The sequence below is a fragment of the uncultured Sunxiuqinia sp. genome (assembly GCF_963974515.1).
In the GTDB taxonomy this organism is placed as follows: Bacteria; Bacteroidota; Bacteroidia; order Bacteroidales; family Prolixibacteraceae; genus Sunxiuqinia.
In genome coordinates, this window is sequence record NZ_CAXBDD010000067.1 from 1 (window position 1) to 21,340 (window position 21,340).

Annotated in this window: 18 protein-coding genes; all 18 read left to right on the forward strand. The window is 45.2% G+C overall.

Annotated elements, in window-relative coordinates; all coding sequences use genetic code 11:
• Window positions 1–138: 138 nt before the first annotated feature.
• Complete coding sequence (locus AAC033_RS13540; RefSeq protein ID WP_339738983.1) at window positions 139–852, forward strand: Crp/Fnr family transcriptional regulator; 714 nt, start codon at window positions 139–141, stop codon at window positions 850–852.
• A 36-nt stretch (window positions 853–888) separates the two neighbouring features.
• The gene (locus tag AAC033_RS13545; protein ID WP_339738985.1) at window positions 889–1,617 is read left to right on the forward strand and encodes a sulfite exporter TauE/SafE family protein; all 729 of its coding nucleotides are present in this window, start codon (window positions 889–891) and stop codon (window positions 1,615–1,617) included.
• A gap of 21 nt (window positions 1,618–1,638) precedes the next feature.
• Window positions 1,639–2,088 (forward strand): cyclic pyranopterin monophosphate synthase MoaC, encoded by a 450-nt coding sequence (gene moaC, locus AAC033_RS13550; protein WP_339738987.1) that lies wholly within the window; start codon window positions 1,639–1,641, stop codon window positions 2,086–2,088.
• A 35-nt stretch (window positions 2,089–2,123) separates the two neighbouring features.
• Window positions 2,124–3,044 (forward strand): molybdenum cofactor synthesis domain-containing protein, encoded by a 921-nt coding sequence (locus AAC033_RS13555; RefSeq protein ID WP_339738989.1) that lies wholly within the window; start codon window positions 2,124–2,126, stop codon window positions 3,042–3,044.
• Window positions 3,045–3,056: 12 nt separating this feature from the next.
• Window positions 3,057–3,608 carry a molybdenum cofactor guanylyltransferase gene (locus AAC033_RS13560; RefSeq protein ID WP_339738991.1) on the forward strand — a complete coding sequence of 184 codons (552 nt, stop codon included), beginning with the start codon at window positions 3,057–3,059 and terminating at the stop codon, window positions 3,606–3,608.
• Window positions 3,609–3,618: 10 nt separating this feature from the next.
• A complete protein-coding gene (gene glp, locus AAC033_RS13565) occupies window positions 3,619–4,797 on the forward strand; it encodes a gephyrin-like molybdotransferase Glp (RefSeq protein ID WP_339738993.1) in 1,179 nt (392 codons plus the stop codon).
• A gap of 359 nt (window positions 4,798–5,156) precedes the next feature.
• Window positions 5,157–5,306 carry a hypothetical protein gene (locus tag AAC033_RS13570; protein WP_339738995.1) on the forward strand — a complete coding sequence of 50 codons (150 nt, stop codon included), beginning with the start codon at window positions 5,157–5,159 and terminating at the stop codon, window positions 5,304–5,306.
• A gap of 64 nt (window positions 5,307–5,370) precedes the next feature.
• Complete coding sequence (locus AAC033_RS13575; RefSeq protein WP_339738997.1) at window positions 5,371–5,949, forward strand: RNA polymerase sigma-70 factor; 579 nt, start codon at window positions 5,371–5,373, stop codon at window positions 5,947–5,949.
• An 86-nt stretch (window positions 5,950–6,035) separates the two neighbouring features.
• Window positions 6,036–7,022, forward strand: a complete 987-nt coding sequence (locus AAC033_RS13580; protein ID WP_339738999.1) for a FecR domain-containing protein — start codon at window positions 6,036–6,038, stop codon at window positions 7,020–7,022.
• 182 nt (window positions 7,023–7,204) lie between these two features.
• The gene (locus AAC033_RS13585; protein WP_339739002.1) at window positions 7,205–10,471 is read left to right on the forward strand and encodes a TonB-dependent receptor; all 3,267 of its coding nucleotides are present in this window, start codon (window positions 7,205–7,207) and stop codon (window positions 10,469–10,471) included.
• A 12-nt stretch (window positions 10,472–10,483) separates the two neighbouring features.
• A complete protein-coding gene (locus AAC033_RS13590; RefSeq protein WP_339739004.1) occupies window positions 10,484–12,034 on the forward strand; it encodes a RagB/SusD family nutrient uptake outer membrane protein in 1,551 nt (516 codons plus the stop codon).
• An 82-nt stretch (window positions 12,035–12,116) separates the two neighbouring features.
• A complete protein-coding gene (locus tag AAC033_RS13595) occupies window positions 12,117–13,157 on the forward strand; it encodes a glycoside hydrolase family 43 protein (protein WP_339739006.1) in 1,041 nt (346 codons plus the stop codon).
• 36 nt (window positions 13,158–13,193) lie between these two features.
• Window positions 13,194–14,174: a glycoside hydrolase family 43 protein gene (locus AAC033_RS13600; protein ID WP_339739008.1), complete on the forward strand. Its 981-nt coding sequence runs from the start codon at window positions 13,194–13,196 to the stop codon at window positions 14,172–14,174.
• Window positions 14,175–14,333: 159 nt separating this feature from the next.
• On the forward strand, window positions 14,334–15,311 hold the full coding sequence (locus AAC033_RS13605; protein WP_339739009.1) for a glycoside hydrolase family 43 protein: 978 nt from the start codon (window positions 14,334–14,336) through the stop codon (window positions 15,309–15,311).
• Between the two features lie 8 nt (window positions 15,312–15,319).
• Window positions 15,320–17,044, forward strand: a complete 1,725-nt coding sequence (locus AAC033_RS13610) for a hypothetical protein (RefSeq protein WP_339739011.1) — start codon at window positions 15,320–15,322, stop codon at window positions 17,042–17,044.
• 347 nt (window positions 17,045–17,391) lie between these two features.
• A complete protein-coding gene (locus AAC033_RS13615) occupies window positions 17,392–18,474 on the forward strand; it encodes a glycoside hydrolase family 43 protein (RefSeq protein WP_339739013.1) in 1,083 nt (360 codons plus the stop codon).
• Between the two features lie 27 nt (window positions 18,475–18,501).
• Window positions 18,502–19,596 (forward strand): glycoside hydrolase family 2 TIM barrel-domain containing protein, encoded by a 1,095-nt coding sequence (locus AAC033_RS13620; RefSeq protein ID WP_339739015.1) that lies wholly within the window; start codon window positions 18,502–18,504, stop codon window positions 19,594–19,596.
• A 415-nt stretch (window positions 19,597–20,011) separates the two neighbouring features.
• A partial coding sequence (locus AAC033_RS13625) for a DUF5127 domain-containing protein (RefSeq protein WP_339739017.1) occupies window positions 20,012–21,340 on the forward strand: 1,329 nt, incomplete at its 3' end.

The following is a 21,340-nucleotide window of genomic DNA, read 5'->3' on the forward strand; positions in this document are numbered from 1 at the left end:
AAATGCCTGACTGATGAAGGGTATCAACTGAAAACCTACCCGGTGAAAGTGGAAAACGGGCTGGTGTTCATTGGTATAGAATAGTTGGATCTTATGTCATTGATTGTTTTCGCTTAACGATTTTAAAAATTGAAACTTATGCATGGAAAGGATTTTAATTGCCAGCGATGCACCAATACAGACTGTTTGATAAAGAAACACAGTCATGAAGAGGCAATCCAGCCTTTTCTTCAGAAAAAACACAGCTTTGCCTGTAACAAAGGACAACAGTTTATTTTGGAAGGTGCGCCTGTCAATGGATTATATTTTATATTCGATGGTTGCATAAAAGTTTACAAGCAAACAGCAAACAAAGGCTCCCAAATCATCCGCTTTTCAAAAGAAGGAGAAATTGTAGGGCACCGCGGGTTCGGCACCAATTATGTTTATGATATCAGCGCGGGCGCAATCACCGATTCGGTGCTGTGCAATTTCCCGGCTGAAGTGCTGATCGAAATGCTTCACAAAGCGCCACCGCTCATGTTCGATTTTATGCTTTTTTATGCTGACCAACTGCAAAAAAGCGAAGCCAATGCCAAACGTTTTGCCCAAATGTCGGTCCGTGAAAAAGTCATCAATGGCCTGCTTTTTATCGAAAATAAGTTTGGGCAGACCGATGGATTTATCAACATCACCCTGTCACGTAGAGACATAGCCGATTTTGCTGGGACCTCAACTGATCAAGTAATCAGGGTCATTTCGGCCTTAAAGAAGGAAAGCCTATTGACTGCAAAAGGCAAAAAAATTGGCATTCCGGATACCCTGAAGCTTAAAGCACAAATGAATGAAACACGATTTTTCCTTGAAGGATGAAGCTATTTTTCATGGATGATTGGTTAAACAAAAAATATGGACATCCTGTTTTTACTGATGTTATTGGTTATTTCGATACTCTACTCCTCAGTCGGCCATGGCGGGGCAAGCGGGTACCTTGCGCTCATGGCACTTTTCGGGACAGCCCCTTCCCTGATGAGACCCTCGGCCCTGACGCTTAATCTTTTAGTTTCTTTGATCGCTTTTTTGTCTTTTTATAGAGGGGGATATTTCAGATGGAAACTACTGCTCCCGTTTATTGTAACTTCCATACCCATGGCTTACATCGGTGCCAGCATGAAAATTGACTCTTCGGTTTACAAATATCTTTTAGGCATATGCCTGATATTTGGAATTGCCCGGATGCTTTTGGTGCCTCACGCTTCATCCGGTCAGGCAAAACAGCCCCCGTTTCCCGCAGGGTTGCTTATTGGAGCCGTACTTGGTTTTGTTTCCGGGCTTATCGGCATTGGTGGCGGGATCATACTAAGTCCCCTGCTCCTTTTGTTTCGATGGGCTGGTATAAAAGAAACAGCGGCCGTTTCGGCTATTTTTATATTTCTGAATTCGGCTGCAGGGCTGGTTGGCCTTACTGTCTCCGGACTTGTCATCTTCAATCCTGAATTGCTGGTCTGGGTTTTTGTTGCCGCCATCGGCGGGATTATAGGATCACTGGCAGGGAGCTTTCAACTAAACGATTTAAAGTTGAAATACGTTTTAGCTGGCGTATTGCTGGCTGCCAGCATGAAACTTTTTTTTGTTTAATAATTTGAATTTAATCATTCTATGAAATTGACGCATATTGATGACAAAGGGAAGGCAAACATGGTGGATGTCGGCTATAAACCGATGCAGGAAAGGGAGGCTGTTGCTTCCGGGAAAATTATCCTCAGCAAAGAAACCATCCGTCAGATAAAGGAAAACCTGATGAAAAAAGGGGATGTGCTCACAATGGCCCAGATTGCAGGAATACAGGCAGCAAAAAAAACCAGCAGCCTGATACCGTTATGCCACCCGTTACTATTATCAAAAATAGATGTGAAGCCTGAATTGCTAAGTGACGGCGTAAAAATTACGGCTATGGTAAAATGCACCGGACAAACCGGGGTTGAAATGGAAGCACTGACATCCGTATCGGTGGCGTTGCTCACTATTTACGATATGTGCAAGGCCATTGATAAGAATATGGTCATTGAAGCTGTAAAACTTCTGGAGAAAACGAAAAAAGACATTTGAAATTTTCATTCTGGATAAAACCAAACAACCGATATATGAAAATAGCTTCGTTAAATATTTCGAAAAAAGCCGGCCAGATAAAAACGGCTGAGCGCATTGAACTGACCGGAAGTGGGACAGGAAACGGTGTTTCCAACGAAAGCCGGCACAGCCAGCTAAGCATCCTGAGGATCGAAAGCATTAGAAAATTTTCCGAGGAAACAGGGAGGGTGGTCAAACCGGGAGAGTTTGGCGAAAATATAATCCTGCAAGGGCTGGAATTGCAAAGAGTCCATCCACTCGATCAATTCTTGTGCGAAGGGGTTCAACTCGAAGTGACCCGGACCGGCCAAAAACATGGAAAGTGCAATTGTAATATTTTTAAGGAAACCGGCCAGTGCCTGATGGCTGCCGAAGGTATTTTTTGCAGGGTTTTAAAAGGCAGAGAACTGAAAACTGGCAGTGAGATGAATTTCGTTCCCAAAGAATATAAAGTACTTGTACTCACCCTTAGCGACCGCTGTTATTCAGGAATTTATGAAGACGCCAGCGGACCCATGGTAGTTGAAAAAATAGGATCATTGATGGAGGCGAATCGAAGAAAAAGTAGCATCGAAAAAATCGTTTTGCCCGATGAACCCACACTGATTTCTGCCAAACTAAACGAAGCTTTCGAAACCGGCCGCGACATCGTGATTACAACGGGCAGTACAGGGCTGGGGCCTAGGGATATCGCCCCTGAAACCATTAAGCCTTTGTTGGACAAGGAGATTCCGGGAATTATGGAAATGGTGAGAATGAAGTATGGGCGGGAAAAACCAAACGCACTGCTGAGCAGGGCACTGGCCGGTACAAAATCTAAAACGCTCGTGTTTGCAATCCCGGGCAGTTTAAAAGCTGTAACCGAATATATGGACGAGATCAACAAAATCATCTTCCATGCCATCTACATGCTTCACGCCATTGATCACGCTTAATGAATTGATTCAATGAATAAAATAACAGGAATTATTTTGGCGGGGGGAAAAAGCAGCCGGATGGGAACAGACAAAGCTTTGATTGATGTTAAAGGGAAAAAATTGATTGAATACAGCATCGCCGTTATGAAACAAATTTGCGGTCATATTATCATCAGTGCCAGCAATCCGGTTTATGAGAAATTTGGGTTTCCCATTGTTGCTGATAGCTTTCAGGGAATCGGTCCCATAGCAGGACTTGAAGCCTGCCTTCGTTATTCCAAAACCAAAATCAACCTGGTGGCACCCTGTGACTCCCCATTTCTAAGCATAAATTTATTCCGCGAAGCCCTGAAAGAAACAGCCGGTTATGAAGCAGCAGTGCCAATACTACAAGATGGCAAAGTTGAACCTTTGGCAGGCTACTATTCAAAGGAAGCCTTGCCAACAATCATCCAACAAATAGAAAAGGGAGATTACAAATTGCAAAACCTGCTGAAAGCAATGAATACCAAGTATGTCTCCATAACCAATCCGGCTTACTTGATGAATATTAATACGCCAGGAGATCTAAGGAATATTTAAAAAAATTAGAATGAAGCTGTTTGAAAAAGCAAAACATACCATTGAAACCACTATTACCAAACAGGAAACAGAAACTGTAAAACTGTTGGACTCATTAAATAAGGTATTGCGGGAGGAGATCATTGCCGACATCAACATGCCTCCGTTTAACAAATCGGCCATGGACGGTTATGCTTGCCGAAAAAAGGATTTGGGAAATGTGATGGACGTGATCGAAATTATACAAGGTGGGAGGCCACCGCTAAAAACCATCGGAAAAAATCAGTGTTCAAAAATTATGACCGGGGCGATGGTGCCCCAAGGGGCAAATTGCGTTTTTATGGTTGAAGATGCCGTGATCACTGAAGAAAAATCTGTTAAGTGCAGCAATCAAAAAACCAAAGAAAATATTTGTTTTCAAGGCGAAGACTATCAAGCTGGCGATATCCTGATAAAAAAAGGGGCAGTTATTTCACCGGCACACATTGGCATCATGGCTGGTGCCGGATATTCTGAAATAACCGTATCAAAGACGCCTTCAATCTCCATTATTGCCACGGGCACCGAGTTGGTTGAACCAGACCAAAAACCACTTCCCGGACAAATACGCAACAGCAACTCCCACCAGCTGATGGCACAGTTGCAAGCCATGGGAATACCGTGCAACTATACCGGGATTATTGCGGATGATTTGGAGGAGATTGCAAACGGTTTTGAAAAAAGCCTTGCAGCCAACGACATTGTCCTTGTTACCGGAGGTGCTTCTGTTGGCGATTTTGATTTTGTCCCTACCCTGTTGAAAAACCAAGGTTTTGACTTGCTTGTTGAAAAAACAGGGTTACAGCCAGGCAATCCCATGACCTTCAGTAAAAAGGGCAAAAAATATTGCTTTGGGCTTTCGGGCAATCCGGTATCTTCGCTCGTTCAGTTCGAACTTTTTGTAAAACCCTTCATCTATAAATTAATGGGATGCCAAGACCCGTCCGTCAGGATCAAAGGTGAACTCACGTGGGATTTTCATCGCGCAAAAGCAGCGCGATTTGGCATTATTCCCGTGAAACTTTTAGGAGAAAACCGCGTTGAACCGGTAAATTTTCATGGGTCAGCCCACATCAACGCGCTCGCTTATGCCAACGCACTGATGGAAGTTCCCGAAGGGCTGTCGCGAATAAAAAAAGGGGAAACGGTCAACGTGCAATTGCTTTTTTAACGCACTTGGATCAAGCAAAAAGGCGGTCCGATTATTCACCGTTCCATCCTCGATGAAAATGGTTCGGAGCATGGCGATTTTTTTCAAAGGCTTGATGGTCAAATATAATATATTGATCGTGTTCATTTTGGCGAGGATCAGGTAAGCCCCGGGAGAACTGGATTAGTTCCCTTGGTGAAGGAGTGGGATGCAGACGCAGCCCTTTTATAAATTCCAAGTTGAAGAGGACAAAGTCGTTGTGCCTTTAGTGACTCACAAGTAAATGACTGATCATAATTAAAGAAAAAAATAACGACCGTTTTTTTCAACTGACCCGGCAGAAACTAAGCCTGGGGATTACCCCGGAAAATAACTTCCAGGTGCGCGACTTTTTTGAATGGGGCAAGGTTCGCAGTGTGAAAATCCTTTCGGGTGGACAAACGTTTCAGGCAGCGCTGTCGCTGGCTTTAGCTTTGGCTGATAATGTTCAGAATTTAATGCATCCAATGACCGTAACGGTAGAGTTATAAATGTCCAATTTGTGAAGAAGAAAAAAATAGCTAATCTTTGTTTTCTAATTCTACAGACTAAAGGGTGGCGAATCTCGGAGCTAAAAATCACTTGACCTACAAGGAATTTGAGGTATTCTTTAGAGAAAACTTTCAGGCAGCGGCCATGCTGGCTTTTCGTTATCTTGATGACCCCGGATTGGTTGAAGATATCGTTCAGGAATCCTTTATTATTCTGTGGGAAAAGCAATCAGAAATTTATCGAAATCAGGAAGATCTTAAAAAATACTTATTCGTTACGGTCCGAAACCGGACAATTAGCTATCTGAGAAGCATTAAGATCAAGCATGTTGAGTTGGAAGCCTCCTTGGCACAAGTCGAAACGGATGTTGATAGCTTGTACAGCGACGAAGAATTAGCCATTCGGATTTCGCAGGCGATCAAGAAGTTGCCCGCCAAATGCCAGGAGATTTTTTTACTGGCCTATAACGATGGCCTAAGTTACAAGGGGATTGCTGAGAAATTATCAATCTCAAAAAATACCGTCAAAACTCAAATGGTCATTGCCTATCGTGTTCTTCGAAAGGAACTAAAAGGCATCCATGTGAGCTTACTGTTCTTTTTCAGGCGGGAAGGGATTCAATCATTTTCCGCGGAAAACTAATCCGCCTGATCGTTTCACGAGAAAAATTCAAAAAAAGGAACATTCTTTTCACCCTCTCCGGACTTCGTTGCGTTATAAGAGTAGATATGGATAAAAACGTACATACGGACGAGGATCAAATTGTATCGCATTTTCACGACAGAATCAATACAGCTCCTGAAATCTCTTCTCTTCTGAAGGATACCAAAGCGTTTAAAGACACCCAACGAATTGTTGGGGTAAAGAGCTTAGTCACTTCTCTTTTTCGCTTGAACTCGGAAGATCAGGTTTGGCATCGGATTGATAGCCGGATTCGTCCTCAAAGCCTTTTTCAAACCTGGGCCAAGTATGCTGCAATTATCTTGCTCTCAATGATGATCGGAAGCCTGATGGCTTATTTCCTGCCCATGGCGCTGTCGAATCAGCAATTGGCATCTACTTTAACGGTGCCGAAAGGACAAATGGCTCAACTTGAGCTGCCAGATGGAACGCAGGTCTGGTTAAATTCAGAAACCACCTTGACCTATCCCGCCGCATTTTCCAGAAAAAGTCGGGATATTGAGTTGGTAGGTGAGGCTTATTTGAATGTAAAAACCGATGTCAACAAGCCATTTAATATCAATACAAAGAAATCAATTGTCCGGGTTACCGGAACCTCCTTAAATATTCGGGCTTACGAGGGGGAAAGTGAAATAACCACCTTGGTTGAAGGTAAAGTTGCCTTGTTCAGCAAAGAAAATGAACTGCTGTTGAATCTAAGTCCGGGGCAAAGTGCCGTTTTTGATCAAGACAATGAATTGGATGCCTATCCGGTGGATACGAAGCAATTTACGATGTGGCGGGATGGAAGATTGCATGTTGATCAAGTGTCACTGATTGATCTGTGTAACATGCTCGAACGCTGGTATAATGTGACCATTGTTATTGAGAATGAAGAATTGAAAAGCAGGAAGATATCGGGAACCGTGTTAAAGTATAAACCGGTCGATCAAATTTTGGATATTTTGACCATCCGCGAGAATATTGATTTTGATATTGAGCTTGTTCCGAATGCAAGTAATAGAATCACGTTACGGAAGAAACCAACACATTAAATTCTTTAGGCAATGAACCAAATAAATACGAGCTAAAAAAGAGGCGATGAGGATGCGCTCACATTCTCACCGCCGTACAAGAGTTAATTTACAAATGCATTAACACTTAAGTTGACAAATTTATGAAAAAAACACAAACGAAAAGCGATCTGTCGAGATTGCTTAAAAAACTGTTATTGGCTATGAAGTTGCTATCTTTCCTAATGCTTGTCGGGGCTCTCACTGCAAGTGGCAGCAGCTACTCCCAAAATGCGAAGGTTAACCTCAGCCTTAGAGAGGCTACTATTCATGACGTTCTGAGTGAGATTGAGAATCAAAGTGACTTCTATTTCTTCTATAATAAAGAAGAGATCAGTGACAAACGCGTAACCCTCAATCTAAAGGACGCCAATCTGGAGACTGTTCTGAACGAACTTTTTGAAAATACCGATTTGACCTACCAAGTTGTTGATCGGTATATTGTAATCAGAAAAAACGGTTCAGCAGAAAGTAACAATCTGCTACAGGCTGAAATTACCGTGACCGGACAAGTGACCAACAATGTTGGTGAACCGGTCGTTGGAGCAACGGTGGCCATTCAAGGAACAACCCAAGGAGCAGTAACCAATGAGAATGGCGAATTTACCATTCCCGGGGTTTCTCCTGAAGGCGTTTTGGTGTTTTCTTTTGTGGGGATGACCACCATTGAAATGCCTGTTAACGGAAGGCGCGTGATTAACGTCGCCATGGAGGAGTCCTCGATTGGGTTGGAGGAAGTGGTCGCGATCGGTTATGGTACGATCAAAAAAGCCGACCTCACGGGTGCCGTGTCAGTTGTTAGGGCCGACGATTTCAAAAATGTTGCGGCACTATCGGTTGGCGATGCCATCCAGGGCTTGGTGGCCGGCGTAAATGTACGCTCTAGCGGAAATATTGGAAGTGAACCAGTTGTTGAAATTCGTGGCTTGGGAAACTTCACCAACAATAACCCCTTGTATATTATCGATGGGCTACCAACAACAGGTAACCGGGACTTCAACGTCAACGACATTGAGTCAGTTCAGGTTTTGAAAGATGCTTCGGCAGCAGCCATTTACGGTTCGCGTGCGGCAAACGGGGTGATTATTATCGAAACGAAAAAGGGAGCTTCCGGTGAAATGAAGGTCAATTACGCCGGCAAACTGAGTATTGACAAGCTGCCCATGATGGATTTAATGGGGCGGGAAGAATGGATTGACATTACGACACAAGCATACGAGAATGCAATTGCCAGTGGGGTTCCTGATGTGAATTCCGTGCCAAACTGGATGGACGGCAATACGGATTGGAACGACGCCGTTTTCAGATCCGCCGTGGTTCAGGATCATAACCTGAGTTTTTCAGGCGGAAGCAAGGATGGGAATTACCTGGTTTCAACGAATTATTACGACAATCCGGGCACGGTTTACGGAACCTCGATGGATCGCTACAGCTTCCGGGTGAATACAGAAGGACGGAAAGGGATCTTCACGATTGGTGAGAACCTGGCCATCAGCAATACCTTTGTTGAAAACCAGAACTCAGTGTTCTCCAAGCACATCGATGTGCTTCGCATGCTGCCGATCATTCCGATTTACGATGAAAACAATTTTGGTGGTTATGGTTACGGAAACGAAGCGACTGCACGAACTTTTGGCTCCAACCCAATCGCCACCGAGGATTTGATGTATAACAGCGATGAAAACCTTCGTGTTCGGGGGAATCTCTATGCGATGCTTGATATTATTGACGGCTTACGCTATAAGGTGAACCTCGGGTACGAAACCAGTCGCGACAATCATAAATGGCTTCGCAAAGAAGGGAACTGGACTTTGAACCAGCCTTTTGATCCATCAACCAGGTATGAGAACAAGGCAAAATTTGAGAATAAATTGATCGAGAATACCTTGACCTATGAAAAATTGATTGGCAAGCATGATATCAACGCAGTTGTTGGTAATTCCTATCAAAACACGTATCGTGAAATGATTGCGGCTGAGAAAAAGAATTTGGTTCAGGTCGGGGATCGTTATTTTGACGTAATTGATGCTGGAACAACCGATCCCAACGCCTGGGGAAACATCAGCGAATCTTCTCTGATTTCTTATTTCGGGCGACTGAATTATACCTTCGATAATAAGTACTTGTTGAGCGCCACTTTTCGTTCAGACGGCTCTTCCAAATTTGCACCCGAAAATCGATGGGGCTTTTTCCCATCCATCTCTGCCGGATGGAGAATCAGCCAGGAGGATTTCTTTAATGTGCCCTGGATTAGCGATCTGAAGTTAAGATACAGCCATGGCACGCTGGGGAATGTCAATATCGGAGACTGGGACTACGTTGCTGTTCTGAATTCGTTTCCGATTGCTGTATTTGGGAACGATCAGCACATTGAACCAGGGATGACGCAAATAAAGCTGGTGAACAGTGACTTAAAATGGGAAGAACAAACCCAGGAGAACTTTGGTCTTGATGTATCTTTTCTGGATAATAAGTTGCAAGTCAACGCAGAGTACTTTATCTCGACGACCAAGGATGTCTTAACTCCGATGCAGATTTTGATGACCACCGGTAATGACGGCGGAAATCCATTTGTTAATGCGGCCAGTTTGCGAAACAAGGGGTTCGAATTCACCGGAACCTACAGGGATAAAAAAGGAGATCTGAATTATTCTGTTGGAGCCACTGTTACGCGTTTACGCAACGAGGTGTTGGAGTTTGGTTATGGAAAAGTTGAACAGTATACCTGGATCACGAAAACAGAAATTGGCGAACCTTTGGCCATGTTCTATACGATTAAAACCGATGGAATTTTTCAGAACGAAGCCGAAGTTCTGTCGCATACAAATTCCGAAGGTTCGGTCATACAGCCCAACGCAAGGCCAGGCGATATTCGTTATGTCGATGTAAATGACGATGGACAAATCAACAACGAGGATCGTACCATCACCGGAAATCCGTGGCCAAAATTTGAGATCGGCTTAAACGCGCAGTTGGCCTACAAGAACTTTGATTTTAGCTTCTCCGGTTTTGGCTCTTTCGGTCAGGATGTGTTTAATGGTGCTGCCAGTTGGATGGGTGGATTCTCCGATAATACCAACCATTTGTCGGGATACACTCCTTGGACCCCGGAAAATCCGAATACCAAACATCCACGTGTAATTTATGCCGATAACCGAAATGCTCGTGGTGATCAGGACCGCTGGATAGAGAAAGGATCGTATTTCAAGATTCATCAAATGACCTTGGGATATACCTTTGATAAGCTCCAAATCAAAAATGTTTTTGATAATCTGCGCGTATCAGTGACAGGGCAAAACCTGATCACCCTCACAAAATACACCGGGCTCGATCCTGAATTTAAAGCGCCTGATATTTGGGTTAAAGGACATGATGATGCTTCGTATCCGTCTCCTAAATCCGTTGTATTTTCTCTTTCATTTCAATTCTAATTCAGAAATACTATGAAAAAAATATTATTATATAGCTTACTCGTGTTGGTACTGTCGGTCATGTCCTGCAACGAGGATTTGATAGACATTGAGAATCCCAATTTTCCTACCACTGATACTTTTTGGAAAACTCCTGACGATGCACAACTTGGTTTGGATGCCGCTTATACGATGTTTTACAAGCCTGGTAGTTGGAGCCGTTGGATTTATTTTCGTTTTGATCTGACCTCCGATGAGGGATATAGTCAAAGTCCGTGGAACGAACTAAAAGAATGGACCCGGTTTATTTATTTTAACTACAACTTTTGGGAAGGAAACCGCTGGATGTGGCGAGATCATTACAAAGCGATTTTCCGTTGCAACCAGGTACTTGATTATGTGCCCGAAATAGAATTTAGCAGCCAGGCCGACAAAGATGTCATCCTGGCACAGGCCAAGTTTCTAAGGTCGCTTTACTATTACAACCTGGTTTTGATGTTTGACAATGTGCCCTTGGTGTTGAACGCATCGCAACCCGATGATACACCCGAGCAAAGTACAGCCGCCCAGGTTTATGCGCAGATTAAGACTGATCTTCAGGAAGCAGCCGATGATTTGCCGGAGCAATGGAATGCGGCAAATCTTGGACGTCCCACCAAAGGAGCGGCTTTGGCCTTGCTTGGGAAAGTGCACATGCAAATGCATGAGTGGCAGGAGGCAAAAGATGCCTTGTCCTGGCTGGTTGAAGGAGCAGGAGCTGTTCATTACGACCTGGTAGACAACTACAAGGACAACTTTATGCACACCACCGAGAACAATAAAGAGTCTGTCTTCGAAATCCAGTTCTCCGATGTCAACCCCAGGGGTGATGGTGATGTGCCAAACCAGAACGTAGGCTCTAACCGTGCCCAGTTTTTCGCGCCACGCGGTATTGGCTGGTCCGATGGTCAACCCAGAAGATGGTTGGTTGATGAATACAAAAAAGAGCAGACAGTGGATGGTGCCATCGACCCCCGTTTGCGAGCAAGCATTTTTTATCCGGAGCTGCAATCCGATTTTCCGGGAGAGAAGATTTATGGCGGAGACTGGCGAGATGGTTGGGGCGCCGACTGCTTCTTCCGAAAATACCAGGGAGACTACTACCGGAACCACGAGGATTATTACTCGCCGATTAACTTCCGTGTTATTCGTTATGCTGATGTACTGCTTTTATATGCTGAATGTTTAGCCGAATTGTCAAGTGGAACGCCTCCCGCATTGGCTGTTGAACTTGTTGACCGTGTACGTGAGCGGGTAGGCCTGCCAACTTTGGCCAACAGTACGTTGTACGTGTCAGCACTGGACTCAAAGGAAGCATTCCTTAAAAGACTCCAAATGGAGCGTTCGCTGGAGCTTTGTCTCGAGGGCGTTCGTTGGGCGGACCTGAAACGTTGGGGGCTTTGGGATTCTCAAGATGGATTGAATGAATTAATTTCCAGAGATGCCGACTTCACCAACTTTGTTGTTGGTAAATCCTCACGGATGCCACTTCCTCAAACGGAAGTGGATAACAATCCGAATTTGGATCAGAATCCGATGTACTAAATTTTTACAAGAGAATCTGCAGGACCATTCTTTTGAAAGGTCTTGTAGATTCTTTTTTCAATGAAAAAAAACTGACCCAACAATGAAAATGATTCAATTCAAACCAACTTATGCTCTTTTTTTCTTGATTTTGGGCGTTTTAAATTTAAATGCTCAGCAACCCGACCCACCCGGGCAGGTCGAAAATCCCGGTGAAGCCGTCAATCAAGCCTATTTGTTTGCCCATATGACACACCAGGATTACGGGCGTTTGTACTATTCGGTCAGTTTGGATGGCCTGCACTGGTCAGCACTGAATAACAAAGAACGGGTTTTTCAGGATTACAAAGGACACCCGGATATTTGTAAAGGTCATGATGGCCGATACTATATTGCCGGCAATACAAGTGATGGGTCGCCGGACATCAATTTTTGGGTGTCATCCGACTTGATTTCCTGGGAAAAGTACAGCAGCTTGACACCCGATTTAAAAAGTACGCCCGATTATTCCTATGCCTTGCAACGAATTGGTGCGCCAAAAATATTTTTTGACGAAGATTCGAAACAGTATGTCGTGACCTGGCACACGCCCCACAAAGAGGGTACAAAAGAAGATCCGGAGCGTTATTGGGCAAGCCAGCGCACGCTGTATGTTTTATCAAAAGACTTGAAGACTTTTTCAGATCATCCAACCCGTTTATTTGATTGGGACATGGGCACCATCGATGTTTTCATTCGGAAAATTGACAATAACTATTATGCGGTCATCAAAGATGAAACCTATCCCACACTTTATTGGACCACCGGAAAGACCATCCGCATTTCAAAAGCTCCATCTTTACTTGGACCTTATTCAGAACCTTCAGCGCCAATTAGTCCCAATTTCAGGGAAGCACCCATGCTCATACCTTCACCGGATGACAAAATCTGGTACCTGTACTATGAGCAATATCCGGGCGTTTCGTATGGATTGTCGATTGCGGATAATATGAATGGCCCCTGGTACCAGGCTTCAGGCTATACTTTCCATAGCGATTGGGATAAATACAGCTTTCCTCCAGCGGTGAGGCATGGCTGCATGATCACAATTTCAAAGAATGAATATGACCAGTTGATCAATCATTTCGGTATGGTAAAGGAATAGTTTGCCCTGGAATTAGAAACTTAACATGACAGGAAAATGAAACACATAATCCTCTGTTCACTGATACTGATTATTGCCATGCAGGTGGCAGCACAGGAAAAGAAGGAACTATTTTATGCAGACCCCACGGTCTATGTCGATGGTGGCAAATACTACCTGACAGGTACCGGAGGACATCGGGGAGGACCTTCGGGTTTTTCGGTATTGGAATCTAAAGATTTGAAAAACTGGTATCCGCCGGCAGGTGCAACTGATGGGGTACACATGATCATGACCAAGGGAGATCAAGCCTTTGGTGAAAGTGGCTTTTGGGCTCCACAAATATTGAAAGTAAATCATACTTATTATCTGACGTATACTGCCGATGAACAAACCGTGTTGACGCAGTCGGAATCTGTATTAGGGCCATACAAACAAAAGGATGTCAGCCCGATCGATGGTTCTGAAAAGAATATTGACTCTTTCATTTTTGAAGACAATGGCAAATACTACCTCTACCATGTGCGGTTCAACAACGGCAATTATTTATGGGTAGCCGAGTTCGATCTGGACAAAGGCCAAATTAAGCCGCAAACACTTCGGCAATGTCTCCGCCAGACTGAGGAATGGGAAGCCACTCCGAATTATGAGTCAGCACCAATTATGGAGGGGCCAACTGTTTTTAAGTTAAAGGACAAATACTACCTGTTTTATTCGGCCAATCATTTTATGAATATCGACTATGCGGTGGGTTATGCCGTGGCAGATTCCCCTTACGGACCTTGGATCAAGCAAAAGGACAGCCCAATTATTCACCGTTCCATCGTCGATGAAAATGGCTCAGGACATGGTGATCTTTTTCAAGGGCTGGATGGTCAATTATACTATGTCTATCATGTTCATTTTAGCGAGGACCAGGTAAGCCCCCGAAGAACAAGAATAGTTCCCTTGGTGAAGGAGTGGGATGCAGACGCTGGCCTTTATAAATTCCGTGTTGAAGAGGACAAAGTGATTGTGCCTTTGGTGACTCGCAAGTAAATTACTGATCATAATTAAAGGGAATAATAACGATTTGTTTTTGACGGGTTAGATGCAGCTAATTCTCATTTAATAAGAAAGAGCCATTTTTTTTAAGAGATTTTCCCTGTCAAGTTGTATTAGTTGATGATTCCCAATGAAAAATAACAAACGATGACGATGAAAAAGATATTCCTGACTTATTTGATGCTATCATTTCTTGTGCAGATTTCTTCGTGTAAAGACGATGATTCAGATCGTGAAATCGATGGAGTCGAGGATCAAATGACCAAAGTCCCCCTTGGCGATCCTTTTATCATGCTTCATGAGGGAACCTACTACGCTTATGGAACGCTGTCGAATGACGGCATTGCCGTTTTTGTTTCCGACGACTTGCAGACTTGGCAAGTTCCGGCAGAAAGTCCGGCCGGACTGGCTCTGCACAAGTCGCATGTGTGGGCCGATCGTTGGTTCTGGGCACCCGAAGTGTATCATGTGAATGGCAAGTTCTACATGTACTATTCTGCTGACGAACATATTTGTGTGGCAACCAGTGATTCTCCGCTGGGGCCGTTCAAACAGGACGTGTTAAAACCCATGATCGAAGATGAGAAGTGCATCGACAACTCCCTGTTTATCGATGATGATGGTACGCCCTATCTGCTGTTCGATCGCTTTAACGATGGACTGAACATTTGGGTGGCTGAGCTGGAAGATGATCTCATCCAAATTAAGCCGGAAACCATGACCAAGTGCGTCAACGTGTCGCAGGCCTGGGAAGAAGTCTGGCCGCGGGTGAACGAAGGCGCTTTTGTCTTGATACACAACGATACTTATTACATGACTTACTCGGCCAATAGCTACGAAAGTCCGTTTTACGGCATTGGCTTTGCCACCGCCGACAACATCAACGGGCCATGGACCAAATATGAACAGAATCCAATTTTGCAAAAGCCGGGAGATCTGGTTGGTGTCGGTCACAGTGCCATGTTTACCGACAAAGATGGAACCCTACGGATTGTGTTTCATGCGCATAACAGCAAAGAGCGGATTCATCCGCGCCACATGTATATCAGCACCGTAAGCTTTGAAAACCGCGATGGACAAGAAGTGATGGTGATTGATGAAAACTTTATGACCCCTGAATTGAAAAAATGAAAGGACACATGTCTGGAATAATACTATCCCTTGTTTTATGCATGTTCGTTGGTGGATGCAACAAAAGTGATGATCCCGTAGATACTTACGAACCCCTTACCGGTCAACCGGTTGAGGGGATTCGAATAGCCTGGGATTACAGTTCCATGCAAAAGCTGGCCCCGCAAGGCGACCGGACTTTAGGTTGGGTGGGCTATCCGCGTGTTCGCCGCCTGAATGATGGCCGCCTGGTGGCCGTTTATGAAACCCAGGGTAACGGCGAGCTGGTTGAAAGCAGCGACAATGGAGAGAGCTGGAGCCAACCGGTTATCACCTTCCAAAAGCACACTTATACAAACGATCAGGGAGAAACAACGGATGTCAACATTGCCAATACCGAGCTGATCCAGCTACATAATGGGGACCTGGTGATGGCTTGCAACTATCGGCCTGCAAAAGACGAAATCGCTCCTTTTGCCATTGCCGTCCGGCGTAGCAGCGATGGTGGTCAAAGCTGGAGCAACAGTGAAGTGATTTATGAGGGCGGTCCGCGTTTTAGAGACGGATGCTGGGAACCGGCCTTTTTGCAACTGCCAAATGGCGAACTCCAGGTATATTTTGCCAACGAAAATCCTTTCCGAACCTCCGATGAGCAAAATATCTCGATGATTCATTCCTCGGATCTTGGACTTAGCTGGAGTGAAGATATTAGGACCGTTTGCTTTCGCGAAGGACGACGCGATGGGATGCCGGTTCCACTGCTGGTGGATGATGAAATTCTTGTGGCCATTGAGGATAACAAAATAGGCCAGTTTAAGCCCTACATTGTACGGACTAAAGTCTCTGAAAACTGGGAAACGCCGGTTTTGGCCAATTCTCCTTACCGGGAATCAGCCCTGAAAGATCCGCTCCCGGATGATGTTTACGCCGGAGCGCCCTACCTGATGAAAGTTCCTTCGGGCGAAGTGATCCTGTCATACCAAACCACTAGCGGGCGAAGCACCGACTGGGAGCGCTCAACCATGGAGGTGGCCATAGGCGATAAAACCGGTCGCAACTTTACGAAAATGAGCCGCCCTTTTGCAGTTCCCTTAGACCGGGAAGCCAAGTGGAATTCAATTTCATTGTGGGATGAATCTACGGTTGTTGCTGCGGCTACCACCAGCTTTCGAAGTCCTAACTGCGAAGTATGGATTATCCAAGGGCACCTTATTCCTGAACTAAAGGCTGTCGCCGGCGATATTCAGGTAGACGGGAATATAAATGAATGGGGTTCTGATTTTCCAATTTTTATCGGCCATCGGGGTGAAACGAATCTTCGGGCCAACGTGAGGCGTGATGAAAGCAAGTTGTACGTTTGTGCCGATGTTGCCGATAAAGAACTTATTTCGGAAGCTGACGGGGTTTATTTATACCTTGATGCCGATCATTTAAGTTTAACAGCACCCGCAACTGGTTTATTTCGGATCTGGTGCAGTTGCAAGGGCGTCATCAAAATTGAGGAAGGAGATAGCGGCAGCTGGAAGGAAACCAGCACAGGCAACATCAGGGCAATCGTAAAATCAACAGCCGGTCAAGGTTATGGTATTGAATTCGAAGTTCCGTTTGCCGATTTGCGAAAAGACGGTCTTTCAGATATGAGGATCAACCTGGGGTTGGTTGAATCTTCGGCAAATGGTGTAATTGATGAAGAAAATATCGCCCATTCAACGGCTTTGTCGTCAAATACCTGGTGCCGGCTTCGTTTTGAATGAAATTGAATGAGTGATTTGTTAAGCGAAACGGTATTAACAGCGACGAACACAGCTAAAGCCTTTAACAGTAAACAGAAGATTGAAAAGGGCAAACGGGACATGGATAGAAGCGTACAAGAAACATCGAAATGAATGCATGAAACTTCGAAATCAATCCATGAAACGTTGATAAGGGGGCATGAGAGATTGAGATGAAAGTCGGAGAGATATGAAGTGTTGTAAAGCCATCATAGCCGGTGGCAGAGCATGAAAGAAGCAAAGTCGACCGTCAGCGAATGCAGCTTAGTCTTGCAGGAAAAGAATGGGACAAGAATTTACAAATGAATGGATATAAAACTTTTTTTAGAATGAAAGCGAAAATTGTTGCACTTACAATGATCATCACCGTATCGGCCTTTGCCAACTGCGGCAAGACAGAAGTTGTTTCCGAAGATGAAGTAAAAACCACCTTTGCCAACCCGGTCTGGGATGGAGCCGATCCCTGGATGACCCAGCAAGGCGATGATTATGTGTATTGCTACTCGGCCAACAATTCCATTTTGGTTTCGCGCTCCAGGTACCTCACCCGCAAGGGCGAGCTGAAACGAATCTGGCAGGCACCGGCCAGTGGCTGGAACGCCCACAGTGTTTGGGCTCCTGAAATCCATTTTGTCGATGGCCACTGGTATGTTTATTATGCTGCCGGCAGTACGCCGGGTTCACCGTTTATCAACCAACGAGCCGGCGTTCTTCGTTCCAAAACAGCCGATGTTTTTAGCGATTACGAAGATATGGGCATGCTTTACACGGGTGACAATCCTGAAGACCCGGCAAGCAATGTTTGGGCCATCGACATGACCGTTCTGGAGCACAATGGAAAACTATTTGCCATCTGGTCGGGTTGGAAGGAACAACGCGATACCGATGCTACATCCCAACACTTATACATTCAGGAAATGGAAAACCCGTATACCTTGAAAGGCACGCGTGTTTTGCTGTCGTCGCCCGAAGAAAGCTGGGAAACTGGCGGTCCCCTTGATTTGAATGAAGGAGCACAAATTCTGAAAAACGGGGATCAGGTATTTGTGGTGTATTCCTGCCGTGAATCATGGCTGAAAGAATACCGCCAGGGCATGCTTCAATTAAATGATCCGGACGGCGATTTGCTCGATCCGGCCAACTGGACGAAAAAAGGGCCGGTTTTCGAGGGAAATGCGCAGGTGCACGGGGTGGGGCATGTCTCCTTTGTCAAGTCGCCCGATGGCACTGAAGACTGGATTGTCTACCACTCCAAAAAAACAACCGAGCCGGGATGGGACCGCAATGTGCGCATGCAACCCTTTACCTGGAACCCGGATGGAACTCCTGACTTTGGGGCGGCCATCCCTGCCGGAAAAGAAATTGATCGCCCCTCGGGCGAAGTAGACATAGAAAAAGCTGAAGCAGAATAACATTAATTAATACTAAAACTGAACAGGATGAATACAAAATCTTTTTTGATGCTGCTGGCCACAGTGCTTCTTTTGGGAGCTTGCCAGGGTAAAACGAAACAAAGCGAACAAGCAGCCGAACAGCCGGCAGTGAAAATATGGAGCGTAGAACAAGCCCAGGCTTGGGGCGATGAACATGGCTGGCTTCGGGGCTGCAACTTCAACCCCAGCACGGCCATCAACCAGCTGGAAACCTGGCAGGCTGAATCATTTGATCCTGAAACCATTGATCGCGAGTTGGGTTGGGCCGAAGAAATTGGTATGAACTGCATGCGGGTGTACCTTCACCATGTGGCCTGGGAGGTTGACAAAGAAGGCTTCAAAGGTCGTATGAACCAGTACCTGGACATTGCCGACAGTCACGGGATTAAAACCATCTTTGTGTTTTTTGATGATTGCTGGAATGCCACTTACCAGGCCGGCAAGCAACCCGAACCCAAACCGGGCGTCCACAACTCAGGCTGGGTTCGCGATCCGGGCGATTTACTGCACGAACAACCCGAACTGATGAATACGCTTGAAGTGTATGTGAAGGATATTCTTACTTCGTTTAAAGACGACCAGCGGATTGTGATGTGGGATTTGTACAATGAGCCCGGAAACTCAGGCTATGGCAACCAGTCCATGCCCCTGCTGAAAAATGTATTTGAATGGGGGTGGGAGATTCGTCCTTCGCAGCCTTTGTCTGTTGGCGTTTGGAAGCTTTCCCTTTCTGACCTAAATAAGTTTCAGGTCGAAAACTCCGACATCATCACCTATCACAATTATGAAGGACCAGAGAAACACCAGGCTGCCATTGATTCGCTGAAAGCATACAACCGTCCGATGGTTTGCACCGAGTACATGGCCCGCCGCAACAACAGCCTGTTCCAGAATATTATGCCGATTCTGAAAAAGGAAAATGTGGGCGCCATCAACTGGGGTCTTGTTGCCGGAAAATCAAACACAAAATATGCCTGGGACGAGCCCATTCCCGATGGTTCGGAACCACCACTCTGGTTCCACGAAATCTTCCATCCCGATGGAACGCCTTACAGCCAGGAAGAGGTGGATCTGATTAAAAGCTTGACCTTGGAAGAATAGCCTGTAAATTATATTGCTATGTCCGATAAAAACTTCTCCGTTGCACTTTTGCACGGAGAAGTTTTTTGTTAGGCACCTGCTTCTGGCGCTATTTGTTCAGATCTGTGTTCGGTGCTTTGTTGGCACTGTAGTAAGCCAGTTCCTTTGTTGGGATTTATTCGTCATCATCCATTTTTTTTAGATTCCAAAAACCCGTTATATGTCAGCGGTAGTAAAACTTACTACTTTTTGGACAGCCTCTTTTTTTGAGTCAAAATTTGCATGATGGATGAGAATCTGCGTAGCACTCGTGAGTAATTTCGGTCAGAATCTTTTATAAGGTCTGAATGGATTCAATATTCCGGCTCATTAAGGTCCCGCAATAGGAACGCGTTGAGCCCAAAACAAAAAACTATAAACCAACAAAAAAAGTTTCATGCAAACAAAATTGTATCTCAGCTTAATGGTGATTGCCGCAGGACTGTTGACGGGTGCTTGCCAGCAATCGACTGTAAAAAGTGCGAAACCCGTTACGTCTGAGTTTCGGGCTCCGGCCTATCCGTTAATCACCATCGATCCATACACCAGCGCCTGGTCGATGACTGATCAGTTGTTCGATGAACCCGTTAAGCACTGGACCGGTGAAACGCACTCACTGATTGGGGCCATCCGTGTAGATGGGCAGGTGTATCGTTTTCTTGGAAAAGAAGATATCCCATGGAAAACTTTGTTGCCTTTGTCAAAGGAAGAAGCCTGGGAGGCAAAGTACACCACTTCTTCACCCTCAAAAGGCTGGGAGCAAAGTGATTTCAACGATCAATCCTGGCAAACCGGGGCAGGTGCTTTTGGTACACCTGGACACCAGGCCACGAAGACCAATTGGGATTCGGATGATATCTGGGTTCGCAGGGAGTTTACCATGCCGGAACTGGATCCAGCGGATCCACTTTACCTGGTGTATTTTCATGATGACGATTTTGAACTGTATCTGAATGGGAAGGAAATTGTCAATACCGGCAACCGGGCAAGGAGAGATGTTGTTTTAAAAATCGATGCCTCCTTGCTGAATAAATCGGGAAAAAACGTGATTGCTGTGCATTGCCGCGACCGTGGAGGATTGGCGTATGTTGATTTTGGATTGTTTACTGAAAGCGATCAAAAACAAGTTTTTGCACAAACAGCCAGTCAAACCAAGGTGTCGCTTTCGGCCACGCAAACGCACTACGAGTTTACCTGCGGACCGGTTGATTTAAAACTTCAGTTTGTTTCACCGCTATTACCGAACAACCTGGACTTGTTGTCGCGCCCGGTGAACTACATCAACTACCAGGTGGTGTCGAACGATGGTGCCGAACATGATGTTCAAATCTATTTTGAGACCACGCCGGAGTGGGCTGTTAACGAACCTACGCAGGATGTTGAAGTTAGCAAAGGCAAGGCCGGAGGCATCGGCTTTGTTAAAACCGGAACCATTGAGCAGCCTGTTTTGGAGAAGAAAGGGGATAACATTCGGATTGACTGGGGTTATTTCTATTTGGCAGCCAATCAAAATGAAAAAACTTCGCTGGCTATTGGGGATTATTTCGAAACCAAGAATGATTTTAACCAAACAGGAACGGTTACTGGCACGGACAAGATGACGGCCAGACCAAGCAAGCAAATGCCAGCTATGGTATGCATAAAATCGTTGGGAACCGTTTCCGGGAATACAGCTTCAGGCTATGTGATGCTGGCTTACGATGACCTGGAATCAATTCAATACTTT